The 15,706-nt window shown below is 58.8% G+C and carries 19 protein-coding genes; 9 read left to right on the forward strand and 10 right to left on the reverse strand.

Features of this window, described 5'->3' with window-relative positions; translation table 11 throughout:
* Nucleotides 1–140 precede the first annotated feature (140 nt).
* Entirely contained in the window at nt 141–875 is a 735-nt protein-coding gene (locus ACSQ3J_RS19340; RefSeq protein WP_060505116.1) for a hypothetical protein, read from the reverse strand.
* A gap of 141 nt (nt 876–1,016) precedes the next feature.
* Between ACSQ3J_RS19340 and ACSQ3J_RS19345 the strand changes: the two genes are divergently transcribed.
* Nucleotides 1,017–1,349, forward strand: a complete 333-nt coding sequence (locus ACSQ3J_RS19345) for a DUF6949 family protein (RefSeq protein ID WP_060505117.1) — start codon at nt 1,017–1,019, stop codon at nt 1,347–1,349.
* Between the two features lie 143 nt (nt 1,350–1,492).
* On the opposite strand, the gene ACSQ3J_RS19350 is transcribed toward ACSQ3J_RS19345, so the two are convergent.
* A complete protein-coding gene (locus ACSQ3J_RS19350) occupies nt 1,493–2,101 on the reverse strand; it encodes a transglutaminase-like cysteine peptidase (protein WP_060505118.1) in 609 nt (202 codons plus the stop codon).
* A gap of 505 nt (nt 2,102–2,606) precedes the next feature.
* Between ACSQ3J_RS19350 and ACSQ3J_RS19355 the strand changes: the two genes are divergently transcribed.
* Nucleotides 2,607–2,993, forward strand: a complete 387-nt coding sequence (locus tag ACSQ3J_RS19355; protein WP_060505614.1) for an ester cyclase — start codon at nt 2,607–2,609, stop codon at nt 2,991–2,993.
* A 304-nt stretch (nt 2,994–3,297) separates the two neighbouring features.
* On the opposite strand, the gene ACSQ3J_RS19360 is transcribed toward ACSQ3J_RS19355, so the two are convergent.
* Nucleotides 3,298–3,906, reverse strand: coding sequence for a PilZ domain-containing protein (locus tag ACSQ3J_RS19360; RefSeq protein ID WP_060505120.1), 609 nt, complete (start codon nt 3,904–3,906; stop codon nt 3,298–3,300).
* Nucleotides 3,907–3,996: 90 nt separating this feature from the next.
* Entirely contained in the window at nt 3,997–4,641 is a 645-nt protein-coding gene (locus tag ACSQ3J_RS19365) for a PAS domain-containing protein (protein WP_060505121.1), read from the reverse strand.
* 426 nt (nt 4,642–5,067) lie between these two features.
* Here ACSQ3J_RS19365 and ACSQ3J_RS19370 point away from each other — a divergent pair, with 426 nt between their 5' ends.
* Nucleotides 5,068–5,802 (forward strand): rhomboid family intramembrane serine protease, encoded by a 735-nt coding sequence (locus ACSQ3J_RS19370; protein WP_436039934.1) that lies wholly within the window; start codon nt 5,068–5,070, stop codon nt 5,800–5,802.
* A gap of 254 nt (nt 5,803–6,056) precedes the next feature.
* On the forward strand, nt 6,057–6,485 hold the full coding sequence (locus ACSQ3J_RS19375) for a CBS domain-containing protein (protein ID WP_060505123.1): 429 nt from the start codon (nt 6,057–6,059) through the stop codon (nt 6,483–6,485).
* A 77-nt stretch (nt 6,486–6,562) separates the two neighbouring features.
* Here the strand turns inward: ACSQ3J_RS19375 and ACSQ3J_RS19380 are convergent, their stop codons facing one another.
* The 3 genes from ACSQ3J_RS19380 to folE all read right to left on the reverse strand — a co-directional run bounded on the left by ACSQ3J_RS19380 (nt 6,563) and on the right by folE (nt 8,839).
* A complete protein-coding gene (locus ACSQ3J_RS19380; RefSeq protein ID WP_060505124.1) occupies nt 6,563–7,534 on the reverse strand; it encodes a patatin-like phospholipase family protein in 972 nt (323 codons plus the stop codon).
* A gap of 211 nt (nt 7,535–7,745) precedes the next feature.
* Nucleotides 7,746–8,198, reverse strand: a complete 453-nt coding sequence (hisI, locus tag ACSQ3J_RS19385; protein ID WP_060505125.1) for a phosphoribosyl-AMP cyclohydrolase — start codon at nt 8,196–8,198, stop codon at nt 7,746–7,748.
* 23 nt (nt 8,199–8,221) lie between these two features.
* Nucleotides 8,222–8,839 carry a GTP cyclohydrolase I FolE gene (folE, locus tag ACSQ3J_RS19390; RefSeq protein ID WP_060505126.1) on the reverse strand — a complete coding sequence of 206 codons (618 nt, stop codon included), beginning with the start codon at nt 8,837–8,839 and terminating at the stop codon, nt 8,222–8,224.
* Between the two features lie 340 nt (nt 8,840–9,179).
* Between folE and ACSQ3J_RS19395 the strand changes: the two genes are divergently transcribed.
* From ACSQ3J_RS19395 to ACSQ3J_RS19405, 3 genes are read left to right on the forward strand one after another with little or no spacing between them, the layout of a single operon-like run.
* The gene (locus ACSQ3J_RS19395; RefSeq protein ID WP_436039937.1) at nt 9,180–9,629 is read left to right on the forward strand and encodes an iron-sulfur cluster assembly scaffold protein; all 450 of its coding nucleotides are present in this window, start codon (nt 9,180–9,182) and stop codon (nt 9,627–9,629) included.
* A 1-nt stretch (nt 9,630) separates the two neighbouring features.
* Complete coding sequence (gene yidD / locus ACSQ3J_RS19400) at nt 9,631–10,002, forward strand: membrane protein insertion efficiency factor YidD (protein WP_060505128.1); 372 nt, start codon at nt 9,631–9,633, stop codon at nt 10,000–10,002.
* A gap of 4 nt (nt 10,003–10,006) precedes the next feature.
* A complete protein-coding gene (locus ACSQ3J_RS19405; protein ID WP_436039939.1) occupies nt 10,007–10,534 on the forward strand; it encodes a DUF1697 domain-containing protein in 528 nt (175 codons plus the stop codon).
* Between the two features lie 255 nt (nt 10,535–10,789).
* On the opposite strand, the gene ACSQ3J_RS19410 is transcribed toward ACSQ3J_RS19405, so the two are convergent.
* Together ACSQ3J_RS19410 and ACSQ3J_RS19415 are read right to left on the reverse strand one after the other, a co-directional pair.
* Nucleotides 10,790–11,269, reverse strand: a complete 480-nt coding sequence (locus tag ACSQ3J_RS19410) for an SRPBCC domain-containing protein (protein ID WP_060505129.1) — start codon at nt 11,267–11,269, stop codon at nt 10,790–10,792.
* A complete protein-coding gene (locus ACSQ3J_RS19415; RefSeq protein ID WP_060505130.1) occupies nt 11,253–11,603 on the reverse strand; it encodes an ArsR/SmtB family transcription factor in 351 nt (116 codons plus the stop codon). The genes ACSQ3J_RS19410 and ACSQ3J_RS19415 overlap by 17 nt, the downstream gene beginning before the upstream one ends.
* 145 nt (nt 11,604–11,748) lie before the next feature.
* Here ACSQ3J_RS19415 and ACSQ3J_RS19420 point away from each other — a divergent pair, with 145 nt between their 5' ends.
* Nucleotides 11,749–12,390, forward strand: coding sequence for a dihydrofolate reductase family protein (locus ACSQ3J_RS19420; protein ID WP_060505131.1), 642 nt, complete (start codon nt 11,749–11,751; stop codon nt 12,388–12,390).
* Between the two features lie 140 nt (nt 12,391–12,530).
* Here the strand turns inward: ACSQ3J_RS19420 and ACSQ3J_RS19425 are convergent, their stop codons facing one another.
* Entirely contained in the window at nt 12,531–13,406 is an 876-nt protein-coding gene (locus ACSQ3J_RS19425; RefSeq protein WP_436039942.1) for a bifunctional helix-turn-helix transcriptional regulator/GNAT family N-acetyltransferase, read from the reverse strand.
* Nucleotides 13,407–13,631: 225 nt separating this feature from the next.
* On the opposite strand from ACSQ3J_RS19425, the gene thrS reads away from it, so the two are divergent.
* Nucleotides 13,632–15,620, forward strand: a complete 1,989-nt coding sequence (thrS, locus tag ACSQ3J_RS19430; RefSeq protein ID WP_436039944.1) for a threonine--tRNA ligase — start codon at nt 13,632–13,634, stop codon at nt 15,618–15,620.
* Nucleotides 15,621–15,706: the final 86 nt, after the last annotated feature.

The raw sequence follows: 15,706 nt of genomic DNA on the forward strand, positions 1-15,706 counted from the left end.
CTATCGGGATAGCGTTACCAATCGGTTTATGATGAATGATTGGTTTCTGCTGTCTGACGTCTTCTTTTGCATTTCGGTACAGTCGATCCGCTGGCCCTGAACTTCGCAAGTGAAGCTCAGGCAAGGTAAGGCAGTGACATTCAAGGGATGAGCCTATCGTTCAGGAAAGTTGCGATGGCGGTGTCGATGGCTTGCCATTGTGGCAGCAATTGGCTGGAAAAGCGGTAAAGCACAACAAGATCGCGGCCGATGTGAATATCGCGCTGGCAATCGGCGCTGGTCGACAGGGCAGGCGTTGCCGGCATCATGCAGCGAACGGCGTAGGGCGTATCGCCATCCCGGTTCGCCGTAAAAAAGACTTCCTGTCCATAGCCGGAATTTTGTTTCATTTCGTGACGCACCAGTCCAGCCGGTCCCGGCAGGATCGTACCGCTGAAAAGATGCTGGTAGATTGGCTCGATCCGTCCCGACATGTCGCGGGACATCGTGCTCTGGGAAATGTCGAGGAAAAGCAGCGATTCCGGCTTGTTGATATCGTTGAACAGGGCGCGCGTCTCGTCGGTATATCCTTGAAGTCCCGGCCAGGTCAGGTAGAGGTCGACGCGTTCGGCCCGGCCGGTCATGCGCTGCTGTTCGAAGCGGATGTAATTGGAGGCAAGCCGCAGGTGATCCTGCCCGATGAGGATATCGGCAGGTTCCGCGCTGGTCGTATGTCCGGCCAGCGCCAGATTTTCTCCATACCAGCGGCCGGCAAGGCTGATCGCAGCCGTCAAGGTTGCCAGTCCGATGACGGCAGCCGTCAGCCTGTAGACAAAGCGCGGCGAGATTAAAGGAGCATGATCATCCTGGCCGGCGGTCGCTGAATTGGCTTTCATGAATGGTCCGCGGTCTTGTCATTGTTAACAGGAAGTATCGTCGCCGGACTGGCTTGTGCCGGAATGGAGCAGGAAAGGGCGGCACGGAATTTGCTGATAGGGAGTAACAGGCTGACGCTCGCCCAACATGGTTAATTTTCGATGAATATTGCAACGATCCCCGTTCTGCTTGCTGCCGGTTTTGGAGTCTCCTTCCTTGTGCTGGATATCTGCCGCATCGCCGCGCGCCGGCACTGGCCGGTGACCGATGGGGCGTTGACCGGGCGGTTTCGGCCCTTTCCGATGTTTTTGGCGCTGTTTGCCGGGCCGGCCCTGTTTGCTGAAGCCACCTGGCGGATGCGCCTGGAAGGTACTCTATCGCCGGTCGAAATCACCGTCGCCGGCGTGATTGCCTCTGGCTGGGCCTGCTGTTACGGCCTGCTGGTGGCCCAAAGTACCTGGTTGCTGTTTCTAGATGGCCCGCTGCTGTTTTGATAATAGAAAAAGGCCGGTTCCGGGGACAGCGGAACCGGCCAGCAGGGCCTTGGTCTGGGACGGGGATTGGGGACTGACCGAAGCCCTTTTTATACGCAGCCCAGGCATCCTGAGCCGGGCTGCGTATGTCTGCTATGCCTGGCTTACTGGCTGACGCTGCCGACCGCCACGGTGCGGCCGTCCTGAAGTTTGACCCAGCGCCCGGAATGCTGTTCCGACTGGCGCTTGAGATAGGTGTATTCGGTCTCCGACCACAGCAGCACCTTGTTGCGCATGTTGTCGAGGACGAAGTCGCCACGGTCGGTCCGCACGGTGAGCACGGCATGGCCTTCGCCATTCGGCTGCAGCACGACGGTGATCAACAGGTCGGAGGGCGAAAAGCCGGCCTGGATCAGGCGCTTGCGCTTCAGAAGCACGTAGTCTTCGCAATCGCCAACCTTGTCGGGATAGGCCCAGTATTCTTCAACGCCGTAGATTTCCTTGTCGGTCAGCGGCGCCACGGATTCGTTGACGTCGTAGTTGACCTCGAGAATTTTCTTCCAGCCCTCACGCGTCAGGACCAGAGGTCCCTTCTTGTCCGGGTTGGCGCGGCATTCCTGCGGCAGGCTGCGGCAGAACTCATAATGTCCGACTGGCGGGTTGGTGGAGCCGCCGGTGATCATGTTGGCTGGCAGGGCAAAAGCCGACTGCACCGCTGCTGCAGAAAGAAACGCGCCGATGATGACGGCCTTCAGGAATGTTTTCGTTGTCATGCTTGTCTCCCCGTTCTGGAGTGACAATGACATCGAGTTTTTTATTGCTCGCGAAAATTGGAAGTAAAATAAAGTGCAAAACAAAGTGAAATGAGTAGAAAATTCAAAATAAACTTGAATAAATATTGAAATACATTTGAATCAAATACGTTTAAAATTTGAACTATTCTCACTTTGATGCGCCTGTCCTTAACAACCTGGAAACCATATATGTTACTGTAAATGCTCATATTTTTCCATTTTCACCGGTTCCGAACCCGCGGTCGCCCATGCGCTATTTGAAATTCCGCGGCGTCAGATGGGGAGGGGTGGAGATCAGTTTAGACTTGATTTACCAAAAATATCCCCGGTTTTGGTCTGGATTTGCTGCAAGCGACCGGAAATTTATTTTATATTCTGGCACGAAAAATCATGGCCGGACTTTGTTCGTCATCGAAATGGCACTGAACTGCATCCGGATTTGTATCATATTGGGTCGCATGGAACGCGAGGCGAGGCTGGCACCGTGACGAAAAACGAACTGTCGGATATTTACAGGGACTATATCGACTGCCTGAACGGGCAGGATTGGTCGAACTTGGGAAAATTTGTCGCCGATGAGGCTTGCCACAACCGCCGGCAGATCGGATTGGCGGGTTATCGCCAAATGCTTGAAGGTGATTACCGGGATATTCCCGATCTCCGGTTCAACGTTCATCTGCTCATCGCTGATCCGCCTTTTGTCGCAAGCCGGTTGGTGTTCGACTGTACGCCGGAAGCGATGTTCCTGGGGCTGCCGGTCAATGGCAGGACAATCTCGTTTGCCGAGAATGTGTTCTACGAATTTCGGGGCGGGAAGATTGCGAATGTCTGGTCGGTTATCGACAAGACGGCGATCGAAGCTCAACTCTAATCCGTTGCACCTGCCGACCGGATGCTCATCGATCACATTGTGCTCGAAAAGGTCGATCGCCCGCGAGACTTTGCCTGCGAAACCGCTGCTGAAGAGCTTTTCCGGATGCGGAAGGCTGGCGCGATGTATGGCAACCAATCGGAGCAAGAAGAAGCAAAAAGCGCCAGCCGCGCCTCGTGCGAAGGAAAAGACGAGCAAAGGGGCGCGAGACTATCGCCTCAACCTGTCTTGTTCATTGCTGGAAATATGCCGGAAGTGGTGCGCAAAAAATCACGCATGGCTTTCAAGCGAAAGCGTCCCGGCGTTAAAGAAACTCGCGCAGAGCCTCGCGCGACTGAATCCCGAGGAATTCGATCGCCACGCCTTCCTGGAAATGGCGCACGACGCGGCCCTTCATGCTGCCGAGCAGAACGGGCGTGCCGAGTGGCAGGCGGGTCTCCATGTCGACGGCGGCGCCGGACAGGGAAAGGTCGATGATCCGGCAGACATATTTGCTGCCGTCTTCCAGGGTGATTTCCGTGCGGGTCTTGCGCGGGGCCAGACGGTCGTGGCGTCGGTCTTCCGGCAGTCCCAGTTCGTGCTTGTTGGCAATCCAGGTTAGCTGAGCCGCAAGCTTTTCGCGCTTGCGGTCGGTGGCGTTGATCTGGATGACGAAGGCGTTTTCGGCAAGGCGCGAAACCGTGCCCTCCAGGCGGCCGACATGGTCGACATAAGCGATGATGCGTTCGCCGGCGCGCGGCCGTGCATCGCAAGTGAACAGCACGTCACCCGGCGACATGTCGATGGCGGTGCACTCGAATTCGTCATGGTTGGCAAGCATCAGGCGGCCTGTCAGGTTCACAGAAACACGCTGGAAAGCGCCTTCGTTGTGCTGCTTGGGGCCGGCCGTCTGCGACTGCTGAAACGAATACATGACCACACTTGTGCGATGTCCATCCAGGCCACAGCTTTAACTGCTTCCGGTTAACAGAAGGTTCTCGCGTTGCTTGGTATTTGACTGGCGTTAATCCCTTCGGCCGCCCTCGAACACCCGAAGATGCAGCACGCGGCGGATCGCGCCGGCAAAACTATGGTCGCCCATTGGCTGACGGAGGGCCGGTTGGCGGGGTGCGGGCAGGGGCTTTTCCGGGCGGTTCTGCATGAACAGGTTGGTCTTGGCGATATCGAGGACGCGAATGCCGTCAAGGTCGAGGTAGTTGACGGGCGTCGCCTCGAGCCAGAGTGGTCTCGACAGCGGCACCAATGCGCCGATGATCCGGTCTACGGCTCCATCCGGCGACAGCAGTGGCAAAAGGATGATTTCTGTGGGCAGACGATCGGCCGTGCCAGCAAGGGATGAGGCCGAGAGAACGACAGGCGTCTTCTGCGTCATCACGTCCTCCGCGATGCGGGCAAGACGGCCGGTCTGTTCGGCAAGCCAGAGCGCATCGAATGCCGAGCCACGCAGTTCGCGCGCAAACAGGGAACAGATGCGGGTGCCGGCAAGCCGGAAGCGGATATCGCCACGCGGTGTCTTTTCCAGGATGAAGAGATCCGGCAGGATATTACGAATATGACCAGGCTCGATCTGGCTGCGGGCCGGCACCTCGCGATGCCCCCGCAACTCATCCCAATAGGCGTAGATCTCGATAGCGGTCTTGCTGCGCATGCTCTCATTCCATTTGACACATGTTTGTGCCGCTTTGGCACATCCGGCGGGAGAAAACGCTCCCTTAGGGGGTACGTTGCGATATCCGTGCCAGCCCGATATTAAGGTTAATGTTTGGTTTAGATTGAAAGCGCCGGGCTCAGATGGCATGAAAGGACATCACTTCACGAAGGGTTGCCTTCGGCACACTGACTTTGGGCTCGGGGTTTTTGGGGGCTCACCGGCCGTTCAGTTTTTGACTGGACGGCCTTTTTTTCGCCGGAAGATCTGCGGCCGAATTTGCAAATCCTTTTGATTTGATCTGCGCCCGCAAGCTGTGCGAACAAGTGCCGCGCATCACGCCGCTTTTGACGCAGCCGTGAATCGTATAGAGCGACGCAGGAGAGCCCGGTTGAGGATGAGCGGGCGGAAGGAATTGTGAGCAGGATGACAGACCAAACCGACGGTGCAACGCCGCCGCAGGGCACGGAAGCAGACAATGCAACGCGGGTCAGCGAACCGGCGTTCAATCTGCCGTCAGGTCTTGTTGCCGTGCTGGCGCTGCTTGTGATCATTCATGTGGTGCGCACCTATATGCTCTCGGCCGCCGTGGATAGCGCAGTGATCATGAACTTCGCATTCTGGCCGGCACGATATGATCACCCGTTTTCGGATCAGAACCTTGCTTGGCTCTGGAGCCCCCTGACATATTCGCTGCTGCATGGTTCCTGGGAACACCTGATTTTCAACGGCTTCTGGATGGTGGCGTTCGGCGCCCCGGTCATTCGCCGGATCGGTCCGGCGCGTTTCATGCTTTTCTGGTGCCTGTCCGCTGTCGCCGCGGTCGCGCTGCACGTGGCCTTCCATTGGGGCGAAACGATTTTTGTCGTTGGCGCCTCCGGCGTGGTCGCCGGGCTGATGGGGGCTGCAGCGCGGTTCGTCTTTTCTCCCAGCGGCCGCATCAGCCGCCAGTTCGCCCATCTCAACCGCCGGCTGCCCGTCGGCGAAGCGCTGTCGAACCGCTCGGTCGTGGTCTTTACCGGCATCTGGTTCCTGACCAATTTCCTGATCGGCCTTGGCGTCTTTGCCTTTGGTGGGGCCGGGGGCATTGCCTGGGAAGCGCATATCGGCGGCTTCCTGTTCGGCTTTCTGCTGTTTGGCCTTTTCGACCCCCGCCAGTGATCCTAGAAGAGGGCTACGGCCTTTCAAAAGATTGACGATCTTACCGGAAGCGCTTGATTTTCGCCGGTCCGTAGCGCACCATTCCTGTCCGAAGGCAGTGAACCGCGCGGTCCCCGGTTTGATGCCAATGGGCAGATAACGCGACAGGAATGATATCTGTCTTGCGAGTTGGTCCATAACCGCAGCGCGAGGAGCGCCTTTGTGGTTCGCCAATGTCCCGGTCAGATGCAGGTCGCTGAAACGGGAGGGTTTGAATGTCTGTTAAGGCAATATTGAATGAAAAAGGCCGTCAGGTGGTGACGGTCGATCCGCAGGCGAAAGTGCGCCAAGCGGTCGCCTTGCTGAGTGAAAATCGTATCGGTGCCGTTATCATCGTCAAACCGGGTGACAAGATCGCCGGTATCCTGACGGAGCGCGACGTGGTCGCTGCGATGGCCAAGTTCGGCGCCGAATGCCTCGACAAGCCGGTATCCTCCGTCATGTGGGCGAAGGTGTACTGCTGCACCGAGGAGATGACCATCAACGACATCATGGAAATCATGAACAACATGCGCTCCCGCCATCTTCCGGTTGAAAAGAACGGTCGCCTTGTCGGCATCGTCTCGATCGGCGATGCGGTGCGTCATCACATCCGGGCGATCGAGCACGAGGCCGAGCAGATCAAGGCGTATATCGCTGGTTAATCGTAACCATTGCGCACAAAAAAGCCGCGCTGCCATCAGGGCCGCGCGGCAGAGGTGCCGGGTGTCAACGCCGGAAATTATCGCAGCATCACATCCTGAAGCCGCTGCAACTCGCTGAGCTTCGACTTGGTTTCGTGATAGCCGCGATCGATTGCCTCACCGGCGCGGTGGAATTCCGACAGGCCGATATCGTTGAGCTTGGGATGCAGCGCCAGATCCGGCGGATCGCCGGCAAGCCGTGCGCGAGAGATGCGGTCCTGGATGATGTTGAAAGCCTGGACCATCACGCTGGTCATGCCCATCCGTCCAGCCTGGCCTTCCTGCTGTTTTTGCATTTGCGGCTGCTCGGCCGTCTGGCTTCCGGCATTGTGCTTGATGACGGCGGAACGGCCGTAGAGATCGTAATTCAGGTTGACGGCAACGACCAGCTGCTGTTCGTGGGCACGGCAGACCGATACCGGCACGGGATTGACCAGCGCGCCATCCATCAGGGTGCGATTGTTGCATTTGACCGGTTCGAAGATGCCCGGCAGCGCATAGGAGGCGCGGATCGCGGTGATCAGCGAGCCCTGACCGATCCAGACTTCGTGACCGGAATTGACCTCGGTCGCGACGGCGACGAACGTCCGGTCGAGATTTTCGATCGACATGTCCTGCAGGTGTTCCTGCATCCGCTTGGTCAGGCGCAGGCCACCGAACAGGCCGCCGCCACCGATAGCGAAATCAAGCAGGCCGGCAATCCGCCGCATGGTCAAAGAGCGGGCAAAGGTTTCCAGCTCGTCGAGCTTTCCAGCCAGATAACAGCCACCGACCAGCGCGCCGATCGAGGTGCCGGCAATCATGCCCACTTCGATGCCTTCTTCGTCCAGCGCCTTCAGCACGCCAATATGGGCCCAGCCGCGGGCAGCACCGCCACCAAGCGCAAGGGCAATCTTCGATTTCTGCGGTTTGGTCTCGATGGGAGGAGGGACGCTGAGCGCGTGAGAAGGGCCGCCGGGGGCCGATGCATCTGCGGTGATACCGCTGCGATTGAATGTCCAGTTCAACATCCGGCACCTCCATGCCGCAGAACACACTGTTACAGGCCGTCACGTCTCGCTTTACTGCGTTGCAAGCGCATGCCGTAAGAACTCAATCTATTCGAGGGCGTTCCGTGCAGGTGTTCCCGGCGGAACGTATGCTTGTTGTCGGGATTACGCTCCCAGTCTGGTTGCGAAATCGTGAATCCCCGAAAAAACTGAGCCAAAAAGCGTCAGATGATTAATTTTTGCCGTAGACGTCGTCCGGATGGAAATGAATTTCGGTATCAATGATGTTAAGTGACGTGACACCATCCTTGGCGCCAACGGCACGATAAAAGCAGGAGCGCCGGCCGGTATGGCAGGTTGCGTCATGGCCGGCGACACGGACTTTCAGCCACAGTGCATCCTGATCGCAGTCGGTGCGAATTTCTTCGACTGTTTGCAGGTTACCGGACGTTTCGCCCTTTTTCCAGAGGCTCTTGCGTGAGCGGCTGTAATAGTGGGCAACACCGGTTTCGATGGTCAGCGCCAGTGCCTCGGCGTTCATATGCGCCACCATCAAAAGCGTGCCGTCTCCGGCGTCGGTGACAACGGCGGTAATCAGGCCGCTGGCATCGAAGCGTGGTGTGAACACGGAACCGGATTCCAGTTCCGCCTTGTCGTTGGACGGGGAGGCAAATTCAATTGTCATCGGAAAGCTCCGGTTGACGGAGCTTACTTGAAGCCCCGCAGCATGGTCATGAAGCGGGCCTGTTCGGCGGGCTCGGTCTTGAAGGCACCGGTAAAGGTGGTGGTCAATGTCGTCGAGCCCTGCTTCTGGACACCACGCATCGCCATGCACATATGCTCGGCTTCGATCATGACGGCGACGCCGCGCGGCTGCAGCGTATCGTCGATCGCCTTGGCGATCTGCGCCGTCATGGTTTCCTGCGTCTGCAGGCGGCGGCCGAAAATATCGACGACACGGGCGATTTTCGACAGGCCAAGTACCCTGCCTTCCGGCAGGTAGGCGACGTGCGCCTTGCCGATGATCGGCACCATATGGTGTTCGCAGTGCGAGAAGAACGGAATGTCCTTGACGAGGACGATGTCGTCATAGCCGCCGACTTCCTCGAAAGTGCGTCCAAGCACATCCTCGGCAGCAAGGTCATAACCGGAGAAGAGCTCCTTGTAGGCCTTTGCAACGCGGGAAGGGGTGTCGAGAAGCCCCTCGCGCGCCGGATCGTCACCGGCCCAGCGCAGGAGAACGCGCACGGCGTCCTCGGCTTCCTTTTGGCTCGGCCGGCCGTCAACGGCGGGCACGGCGGGAAAATTCTTGACTATGGCGTCCATAATGGCCTCTTGGCGTAACAGGTGTTACTTGACGTTTATCTTTTCGGACAACTCGCCACTGGCCATTGACCTGATGTTTTCAGGCCTGGTTTCCGTCGGCGGGCTCCGGGGCTTTTTGATTTGCAGAGGTTAAGGGCTCTGGATCATCCGGCACGGTTTCCCAAACAACAGGCGACTGTTCGCTCTTGCGAACCTGTCGCCCCCTCACGACATAGCATATAATATGCCGGGATGCATGTGAAAGGGGCGCAGATGGAGACACTGTGTTTTTTTCTGAGATACGATAGAAAATCATGCGCCGTTTGCCTGAAAACGCGCAAAAACAAGCGGATCGCGCCGAATGATGGATGAAATCTATAACAGCAGGATCTTGGAGTTCGCCGGCAATATCCCGGAAATTGGCACGCTTGCCGATCCCGATGCCGAGGCAAGCGCCTATTCCAAGCTGTGCGGCTCGAAAGTCCGCGTCTATCTGAAAATGGAGGGAGACACGGTTGCCGACTTCGCCCATGAGGTAAAAGCCTGCGCTCTGGGACAGGCCTCGTCCTCTATCATGGCCCGCCACGTGGTCGGTGCGACATCGGCTGAAATCCGAAAGGCACGCGAAGACATGCTGGCGATGCTGAAGGCGGACGGCGAGGGGCCATCGGGCCATTTCGAAGACATGCGCTTTCTGAAACCCGTCAAGGATTACAAGGCCCGCCACGCCTCGACCATGTTGACCTTCGACGCTGTCGTCGATGCGATCAGCCAGATCGAAGCGTCCCGTTCGGTCAAGGCTGCCGTCTGAGATGTGCGGCAAGCCGGGATGTCAGGGCCATGAGGAAGCTCCGGCCAAGCGGCCCTATTCGGGCCGCAACTATGCAGGGCCGTTCCGCAAGACGCCGGGGCGGCTGTTCGGCATGGCCTTCATCCGGCTCTACCAGTTGACGCTCTCCGGCTTCATCGGCAATTCCTGCCGCCATATCCCCACCTGTTCCGAATATGGTTATGAGGCCATCGCCCGTCATGGCTTCTGGCCGGGTGGCTGGATGGTGCTGTTCCGGTTTATGCGCTGCGGTCCCGGCGGCACAAGCGGGTTCGATCCGGTGCCGGACCGTATCGCGGCGCGCTGGTGGGAGCCCTGGCGGCTCTGGCGCCTGCCGCGGCCGGCGGGGGAATAAGGCTGTGGCAACCTATGTCGCTCTGCTGCATTCGATCGTGCTTGGCCCCGGACGCCGCGTCGTCATGGCCGATCTGAGGGCGATGGCGCAGGACGCGGGCTTTGCCGATGCCCGCACGCTGGTTTCCACCGGCAATCTGGTTTTTGCGGCGGAGGATGCGCCGGTTTGCGTGATCGAGGAGCGGTTGGAGACCGCCTTTCGTGCGCGCTTCGGCAAACATGTCGATATCATCGTGTGCACCGCAGGCGACTGGAGGCGGCTTGCCGCGGACAACCCGTTTGCTGAGGGCGAGGGTGGCAATGTCGTGGTGCGGGTGATGCGAAAGCCGCTGGCCGAGGCCGCGCTGGCACCGCTTGCGCGCATCGCCGAACCGCAGATCCGGCTGGCCGTTGTCGGTGGCGACCTCTGGTTCGATTTCGCCGGCAAACCGAGCGGGACGAAACTGCTGTCGCATCTAACCACGAAGAAGCTCGGCATCGGCACAACACGCAACGCCAACACCGTCAACGGGCTTTGCGCCATGCTCGGCTGAGGCGGGGCTGCGGATTTTCAGGCGCGTTGCCGCTGTCCCGCAGGGGCTTCACATTCACGACACCATTCTTCGGTCTGCTCGGGGGAGGGTGTCACGTTGCTTGGAGAGCGCTCAGCACCAATGCAGGTATTCCTCTCCATATCCACGATTGTCCGCTCTTGCCCCAATGTCGGATATTGAACTGCAAACTCCTGAAAGACGTCGTTTATGGACACGATGGTGCGGCGACTGCCGACTTATCCAGATGAGCAGCGTTCAACCGTCCAACCAAGTGACGAGGCTATCAAGCGTCTGCAAGCCGTACTCCACCGCGCCAAAACCAACGACCACCTGGCGACGTTCGCGGCTTGGGTGAAGCTGGCGCATGGTCAGCACGGTCTTGCCGTCGGTCTGCTCATCGAAGGTAATCGTCATGTAGAAGCGTTCCGGATCGTTGGGGTCCGGGGTGCCATAGTCTACCAAGATCAGCTCGTTCGGAACGACCTTCAAGAAGCGCATGAGATTGGCGAAGCGCTGCTGTCGGCCTTCAAACACGCCCACCATGTCGAAGCGCCATTCCCCGCCCTCGCGGATGTCGGCGTTGTGGCTCTCGATAGTCAGGCCAGCCGGACCGTACCATTGCGCCAACGCTTTCGGGTCCATCCACGCGGCGAAGACCTTATGCCGCGGGTGCTTCAGCACCTTCACCAGCACGATCTCACGGTCGAGCGACCAGGTTTCAAACAGCTTTTCCATCGTTGTTCTCTTCCGTCCTGTCCAAATAAGTTTCCAGCCGGTCGAGCCGCTCGGCCCAGCGTCGGCGCTCCGCTTCCATCCAGTTTGCCGCCTCGGAAAAGCGCGCCCGCTCCAGCCGGCACCAGCGGCTGCGCCCACGTTTCTCGCTGACGATCAATCCGCAATCCTCCAGTACCTTGAGATGCTGGGCGAAGGAGGGCAGCGCCATGTCGAATGGCTCGGCCAGTGCGGTTACCGGCAGCTCGCCCTCGACCAGCCGCGACACCACCGCGCGGCGGGTCGGGTCGCTGAGCGCGTGAAAGGCAAGATCGAGTGGGGCAGAATGGTGAGGCATTTGACTCAGTTAGAACGGATCAGGATGTGGGTCAATAATAATTAGGTACTTGCCTTTCTATTTGGCGTAAAATACAAAGGCAAACACCTTAGTGTATGGTCGCCAAATATCGAGGCGGCTTCAAACTTTCAGAAGGAGTGTTCGAATGGCCGTTCGTGTCGATCTTATCATTTCGCTTGATGGCTTCGCGACAACCACTGATCAAACCCCCGAAAAACCATTTGGTGAAGACTGGATGCGCCTTGTCGGTGCCTACGTCGCGACCAGGACATTCCAGGAGCGCGTGCTCAAGGACGTCAGCGGCAAAGGCACCACTGGCATAGACGATAAGTATGCGCAGGATTACTTCGACAATATCGGCGCGGAAATCATGGGGGCCGGTAAATTCGGCCTGCATAACTTTCCTGATGACCCGAACTGGAAGGGGTGGTGGGGCGACGAACCGCCGTTCCGCTGCCCGGTCTTTGTGCTGACCCACAAGCCTCGCCCCGCCATCGAAATGGCGGGTGGCACCACGTTCTACTTCATAGAGACGAACCCTGTTGACGCGCTGCAGCAGGCCACAAGCGTTGCCAACGGCAAGGATGTCAGAATTGGCGGCGGCCCCAGCATGGTGCGCGACTATCTGAAGGCCGGACTTGTCGACCGCCTGCATGTTGCCATTGTGCCGATTCTGTTGGGGCGGGGCATACGCCTTTGGGACGATCTGCGTGGTCTGGAGGGCGGATATACGGTCAAGTCGGAAACGGCCGAGAGTGGCACCATCCACATCACCTTCCAACGCTAGGTCCTGAGCTGGGTCGATCTTGGACCGTCAATCACAGCCGTACCCTAACTCAGGCATCCGCTTCTCGCATTACGGCCCCAATAGCGGCTCTTTAATTTCAAACATCCAATCCCCGTTTCCCTTCAGCCCTGCGCCGCCCTCTAAATCCGCTTCTCAAAAAAAGTGTCCGGGTACGGATCGTCGTTGAAGCGGTCGATCTCGGTCCAGCCGGTGCCGCGATAAAGCTGTTTTGCTTCCGGCAATGCGCTGTTGGTATCCAGACGAAGGATTTTGATGGTGAGGTCACGGGCAATGGCCTCGGCTGATGTCATCAGGCGTTTGGCGAGCCCAAGGCCACGCGCTGAAGGTGCGACCCAGAGCCTTTTGATCTCCGCGACATCGCCGCCGCTGCCTTTCAACCCGACGCATCCGACCGGCAGGCCATCCAACATGGCGACCAGGAACGCCCCGCGCGGACGGATCATGTCCTTGGCGTCGGGATCACGGGACAGCGATACATCAAAGCCGTTGTCGAAGCGGCGGGCGAGTTCGCCGTAATATTCGCCCAGACAGTACAGGGCGTCCTCATGGCGGGGATCTTTCTCCTCGAGCGCGATGTGGTCACGCCTCAGGGAACTGGCGACGATGTCCATGGCCCGGAGAAGGTGCTCCGGGCTGCTATGGCGTGCCAGGAATGTTTTCGCCTGGGCATTCGACAGGGCTTCATATTCTTGGAATTCGGAGCGGCCGGTATCGGTCAATCGCGCGACGCGGCGGCGCGCATCCTGTTGATCCGGCACCGTCTCGATCAGGCCTTCGTCTTCCAGACCGCGCAGCAGGCGGCTCATCAGGCCCGAATCGAGACTGAGATAATCGCGAATAGCGGCTATTTCGGATTGCCCCTGGCCGATCGCATTGAGAACACGAGCGGCGCCCAGCGGACGGCCGCGCCCAAGGAACGATGTGTCGAGAGCGCCGACTTCGGCGGTGACGGCACGGTTGAAGCGGCGAACGCGGGAGATAGGATCATGGGTCATATTGTCTGACTTAAGTCAGGTAATTGCCTCTGTCAATTTCGGTATGATCGAGCCCATGCGTTTTGGCTTGCTGGTATGGCAGGTGCGCCGCGAAACGGCCACTGGGTTCACACCTCTTCCAATCGCCCCGTTTTCCCTCTATACCGCGCACCGCACGCGCCGGCTTTGCCGGCCTTCACCGTACACCACCCGCATTCGTTGGCGGGACTGGACAAGGAAGAAAACATGTCTGACGCTGTTTCCCTTACATTTCCCGATGGTTCCGTCCGCGGTTATGCCGCTGGCACGACGGGACGCGAAGTTGCCGAATCGATCTCCAAGTCGCTTGCAAAGAAGGCCATCGCGATCGCGCTGGATGGCGAGCTGCGCGACCTGTCCGATCCCGTCGTCACCGGCAAGCTCGAGATCGTCACCCGCGAAGATGCCCGCGCCCTGGAGCTGATCCGCCACGATACCGCCCACGTCATGGCCGAGGCCGTGCAGGAATTGTGGCCCGGCACGCAGGTGACCATCGGCCCGGTGATCGAGAACGGCTTCTATTACGATTTTGCCAAGAACGAGCCCTTCACGCCCGACGATCTGCCGAAGATCGAAAAGCGGATGAAGGAGATCATCCAGCGCAACAAGCCTTTCACCAAGGAAATCTGGCCGCGTGACAAGGCGCGTCAGGTGTTTGCCGACAAGGGCGAAGCCTACAAGGTCGAGCTGGTCGATGCGATTTCCGCCGATCAGGACCTGAAGATTTACTATCAGGGTGACTGGTTCGATCTCTGCCGTGGTCCACATATGGCCTCCACCGGCCAGATCGGCAATGCCTTCAAGCTGATGCGGGTGGCCGGTGCCTATTGGCGCGGTGACTCAAACAACCCGATGCTGACGCGCATCTACGGCACGGCTTGGCGCACGCAGGAAGAACTCGACCAGTATCTGCACATCCTGGCCGAAGCCGAAAAGCGCGACCACCGCCGCCTTGGCCGCGAAATGGACCTGTTCCATTTCCAGGAAGAAGGCCCGGGTGTCGTCTTCTGGCACGGCAAGGGCTGGCGCGTCTTCCAGACGCTGGTTGCCTACATGCGCCGCCGTCTGGCCGGTACATACCAGGAAGTCAACGCGCCGCAGGTGCTCGACAAATCGCTCTGGGAAACCTCGGGCCACTGGGGCTGGTACCGCGACAACATGTTCAAGGTGGCGGTTGCTGGTGACGAAACCGACGACGAGCGCGTTTTTGCACTGAAGCCGATGAACTGCCCCGGTCATATCCAGATCTTCAAGCACGGCCTGAAATCCTATCGCGAACTGCCGATCCGGCTTGCCGAGTTCGGCAACGTTCACCGCTATGAGCCTTCGGGCGCGCTTCATGGTCTGATGCGCGTTCGTGGCTTCACACAGGATGATGCGCATGTGTTCTGCACCGACGAGCAGATGGCGGCCGAGTGCCTGCGCATCAACGACCTGATCCTGTCGGTCTATCAGGACTTCGGTTTCCAGGAAGTCGTGGTCAAGCTGTCGACCCGTCCGGAAAAGCGCGTTGGCGACGATGCCCTTTGGGATCGCGCCGAAAGCGTCATGATGGACGTCTTGAAGACGATCGAGGCGCAGTCGGAAGGCCGCATCAAGACCGGCATCCTGCCGGGCGAGGGCGCTTTCTACGGTCCGAAGTTCGAATACACGCTGAAGGACGCCATCGGCCGTGAATGGCAGTGCGGCACGACGCAGGTCGACTTCAACCTGCCGGAACGCTTCGGTGCCTTCTATATCGACAGCAACTCGGAAAAGACGCAGCCGGTGATGATCCATCGCGCCATCTGCGGCTCGATGGAACGTTTCCTCGGCATCCTGATCGAGAATTTCGCCGGCCATTTCCCGCTGTGGCTCTCGCCGCTGCAGGTCGTCGTCGCCACCATCACGTCGGAAGCCGACGATTACGGCCGTGAAGTTGCCGAACTGCTGCGCGATGCCGGTCTTCAGGTCGAGACCGACTTCCGCAACGAGAAGATCAACTACAAGGTCCGCGAGCATTCGGTCACCAAGGTTCCGGTGATCATCGTTTGCGGCATGCGCGAAGCCGAAGAGCGGACGGTCAACATCCGCCGCTTGGGCTCGCAGGCACAGACACCGATGACGCTGGACGACGCCATTGCCTCGCTGGTGTCGGAAGCAACGCCGCCGGATGTAAAGCGCAAGGCCGAACGCCGGAGCAAGGCTTCCGCCTGATCATTCGCTAAGTTGTGTATGATCTAATAAAGAAGGTGTGGCAGGACCGCACCTTCAGTCTATTGTCAGAAAACTGTAACATTCGC

The organism is Rhizobium sp. LjRoot98 (assembly GCF_964252935.1).
Classification (GTDB): domain Bacteria; phylum Pseudomonadota; class Alphaproteobacteria; order Rhizobiales; family Rhizobiaceae; genus Pararhizobium.

What these genes read in the sequence shown, in the direction of transcription:
- ACSQ3J_RS19360 (WP_060505120.1), bottom strand. Translation starts at nt 3,906, where the DNA reads ATGTATTCGTTTCAGCAGTCGCAGACGGCCGGCCCCAAGCAGCACAAC.
- hisI (WP_060505125.1), bottom strand. Translation starts at nt 8,198, where the DNA reads ATGACAATTGAATTTGCCTCCCCGTCCAACGACAAGGCGGAACTGGAA.
- ACSQ3J_RS19340 (WP_060505116.1), bottom strand. Translation starts at nt 875, where the DNA reads ATGAAAGCCAATTCAGCGACCGCCGGCCAGGATGATCATGCTCCTTTA.
- yidD (WP_060505128.1), top strand. Translation starts at nt 9,631, where the DNA reads ATGTGCGGCAAGCCGGGATGTCAGGGCCATGAGGAAGCTCCGGCCAAG.
- ACSQ3J_RS19375 (WP_060505123.1), top strand. Translation starts at nt 6,057, where the DNA reads ATGTCTGTTAAGGCAATATTGAATGAAAAAGGCCGTCAGGTGGTGACG.
- ACSQ3J_RS19395 (WP_436039937.1), top strand. Translation starts at nt 9,180, where the DNA reads ATGATGGATGAAATCTATAACAGCAGGATCTTGGAGTTCGCCGGCAAT.
- ACSQ3J_RS19345 (WP_060505117.1), top strand. Translation starts at nt 1,017, where the DNA reads ATGAATATTGCAACGATCCCCGTTCTGCTTGCTGCCGGTTTTGGAGTC.
- ACSQ3J_RS19420 (WP_060505131.1), top strand. Translation starts at nt 11,749, where the DNA reads ATGGCCGTTCGTGTCGATCTTATCATTTCGCTTGATGGCTTCGCGACA.
- ACSQ3J_RS19425 (WP_436039942.1), bottom strand. Translation starts at nt 13,406, where the DNA reads ATGACCCATGATCCTATCTCCCGCGTTCGCCGCTTCAACCGTGCCGTC.
- ACSQ3J_RS19350 (WP_060505118.1), bottom strand. Translation starts at nt 2,101, where the DNA reads ATGACAACGAAAACATTCCTGAAGGCCGTCATCATCGGCGCGTTTCTT.
- ACSQ3J_RS19415 (WP_060505130.1), bottom strand. Translation starts at nt 11,603, where the DNA reads ATGCCTCACCATTCTGCCCCACTCGATCTTGCCTTTCACGCGCTCAGC.
- folE (WP_060505126.1), bottom strand. Translation starts at nt 8,839, where the DNA reads ATGGACGCCATAGTCAAGAATTTTCCCGCCGTGCCCGCCGTTGACGGC.
- ACSQ3J_RS19410 (WP_060505129.1), bottom strand. Translation starts at nt 11,269, where the DNA reads ATGGAAAAGCTGTTTGAAACCTGGTCGCTCGACCGTGAGATCGTGCTG.
- ACSQ3J_RS19370 (WP_436039934.1), top strand. Translation starts at nt 5,068, where the DNA reads ATGACAGACCAAACCGACGGTGCAACGCCGCCGCAGGGCACGGAAGCA.
- thrS (WP_436039944.1), top strand. Translation starts at nt 13,632, where the DNA reads ATGTCTGACGCTGTTTCCCTTACATTTCCCGATGGTTCCGTCCGCGGT.
- ACSQ3J_RS19380 (WP_060505124.1), bottom strand. Translation starts at nt 7,534, where the DNA reads ATGTTGAACTGGACATTCAATCGCAGCGGTATCACCGCAGATGCATCG.
- ACSQ3J_RS19365 (WP_060505121.1), bottom strand. Translation starts at nt 4,641, where the DNA reads ATGCGCAGCAAGACCGCTATCGAGATCTACGCCTATTGGGATGAGTTG.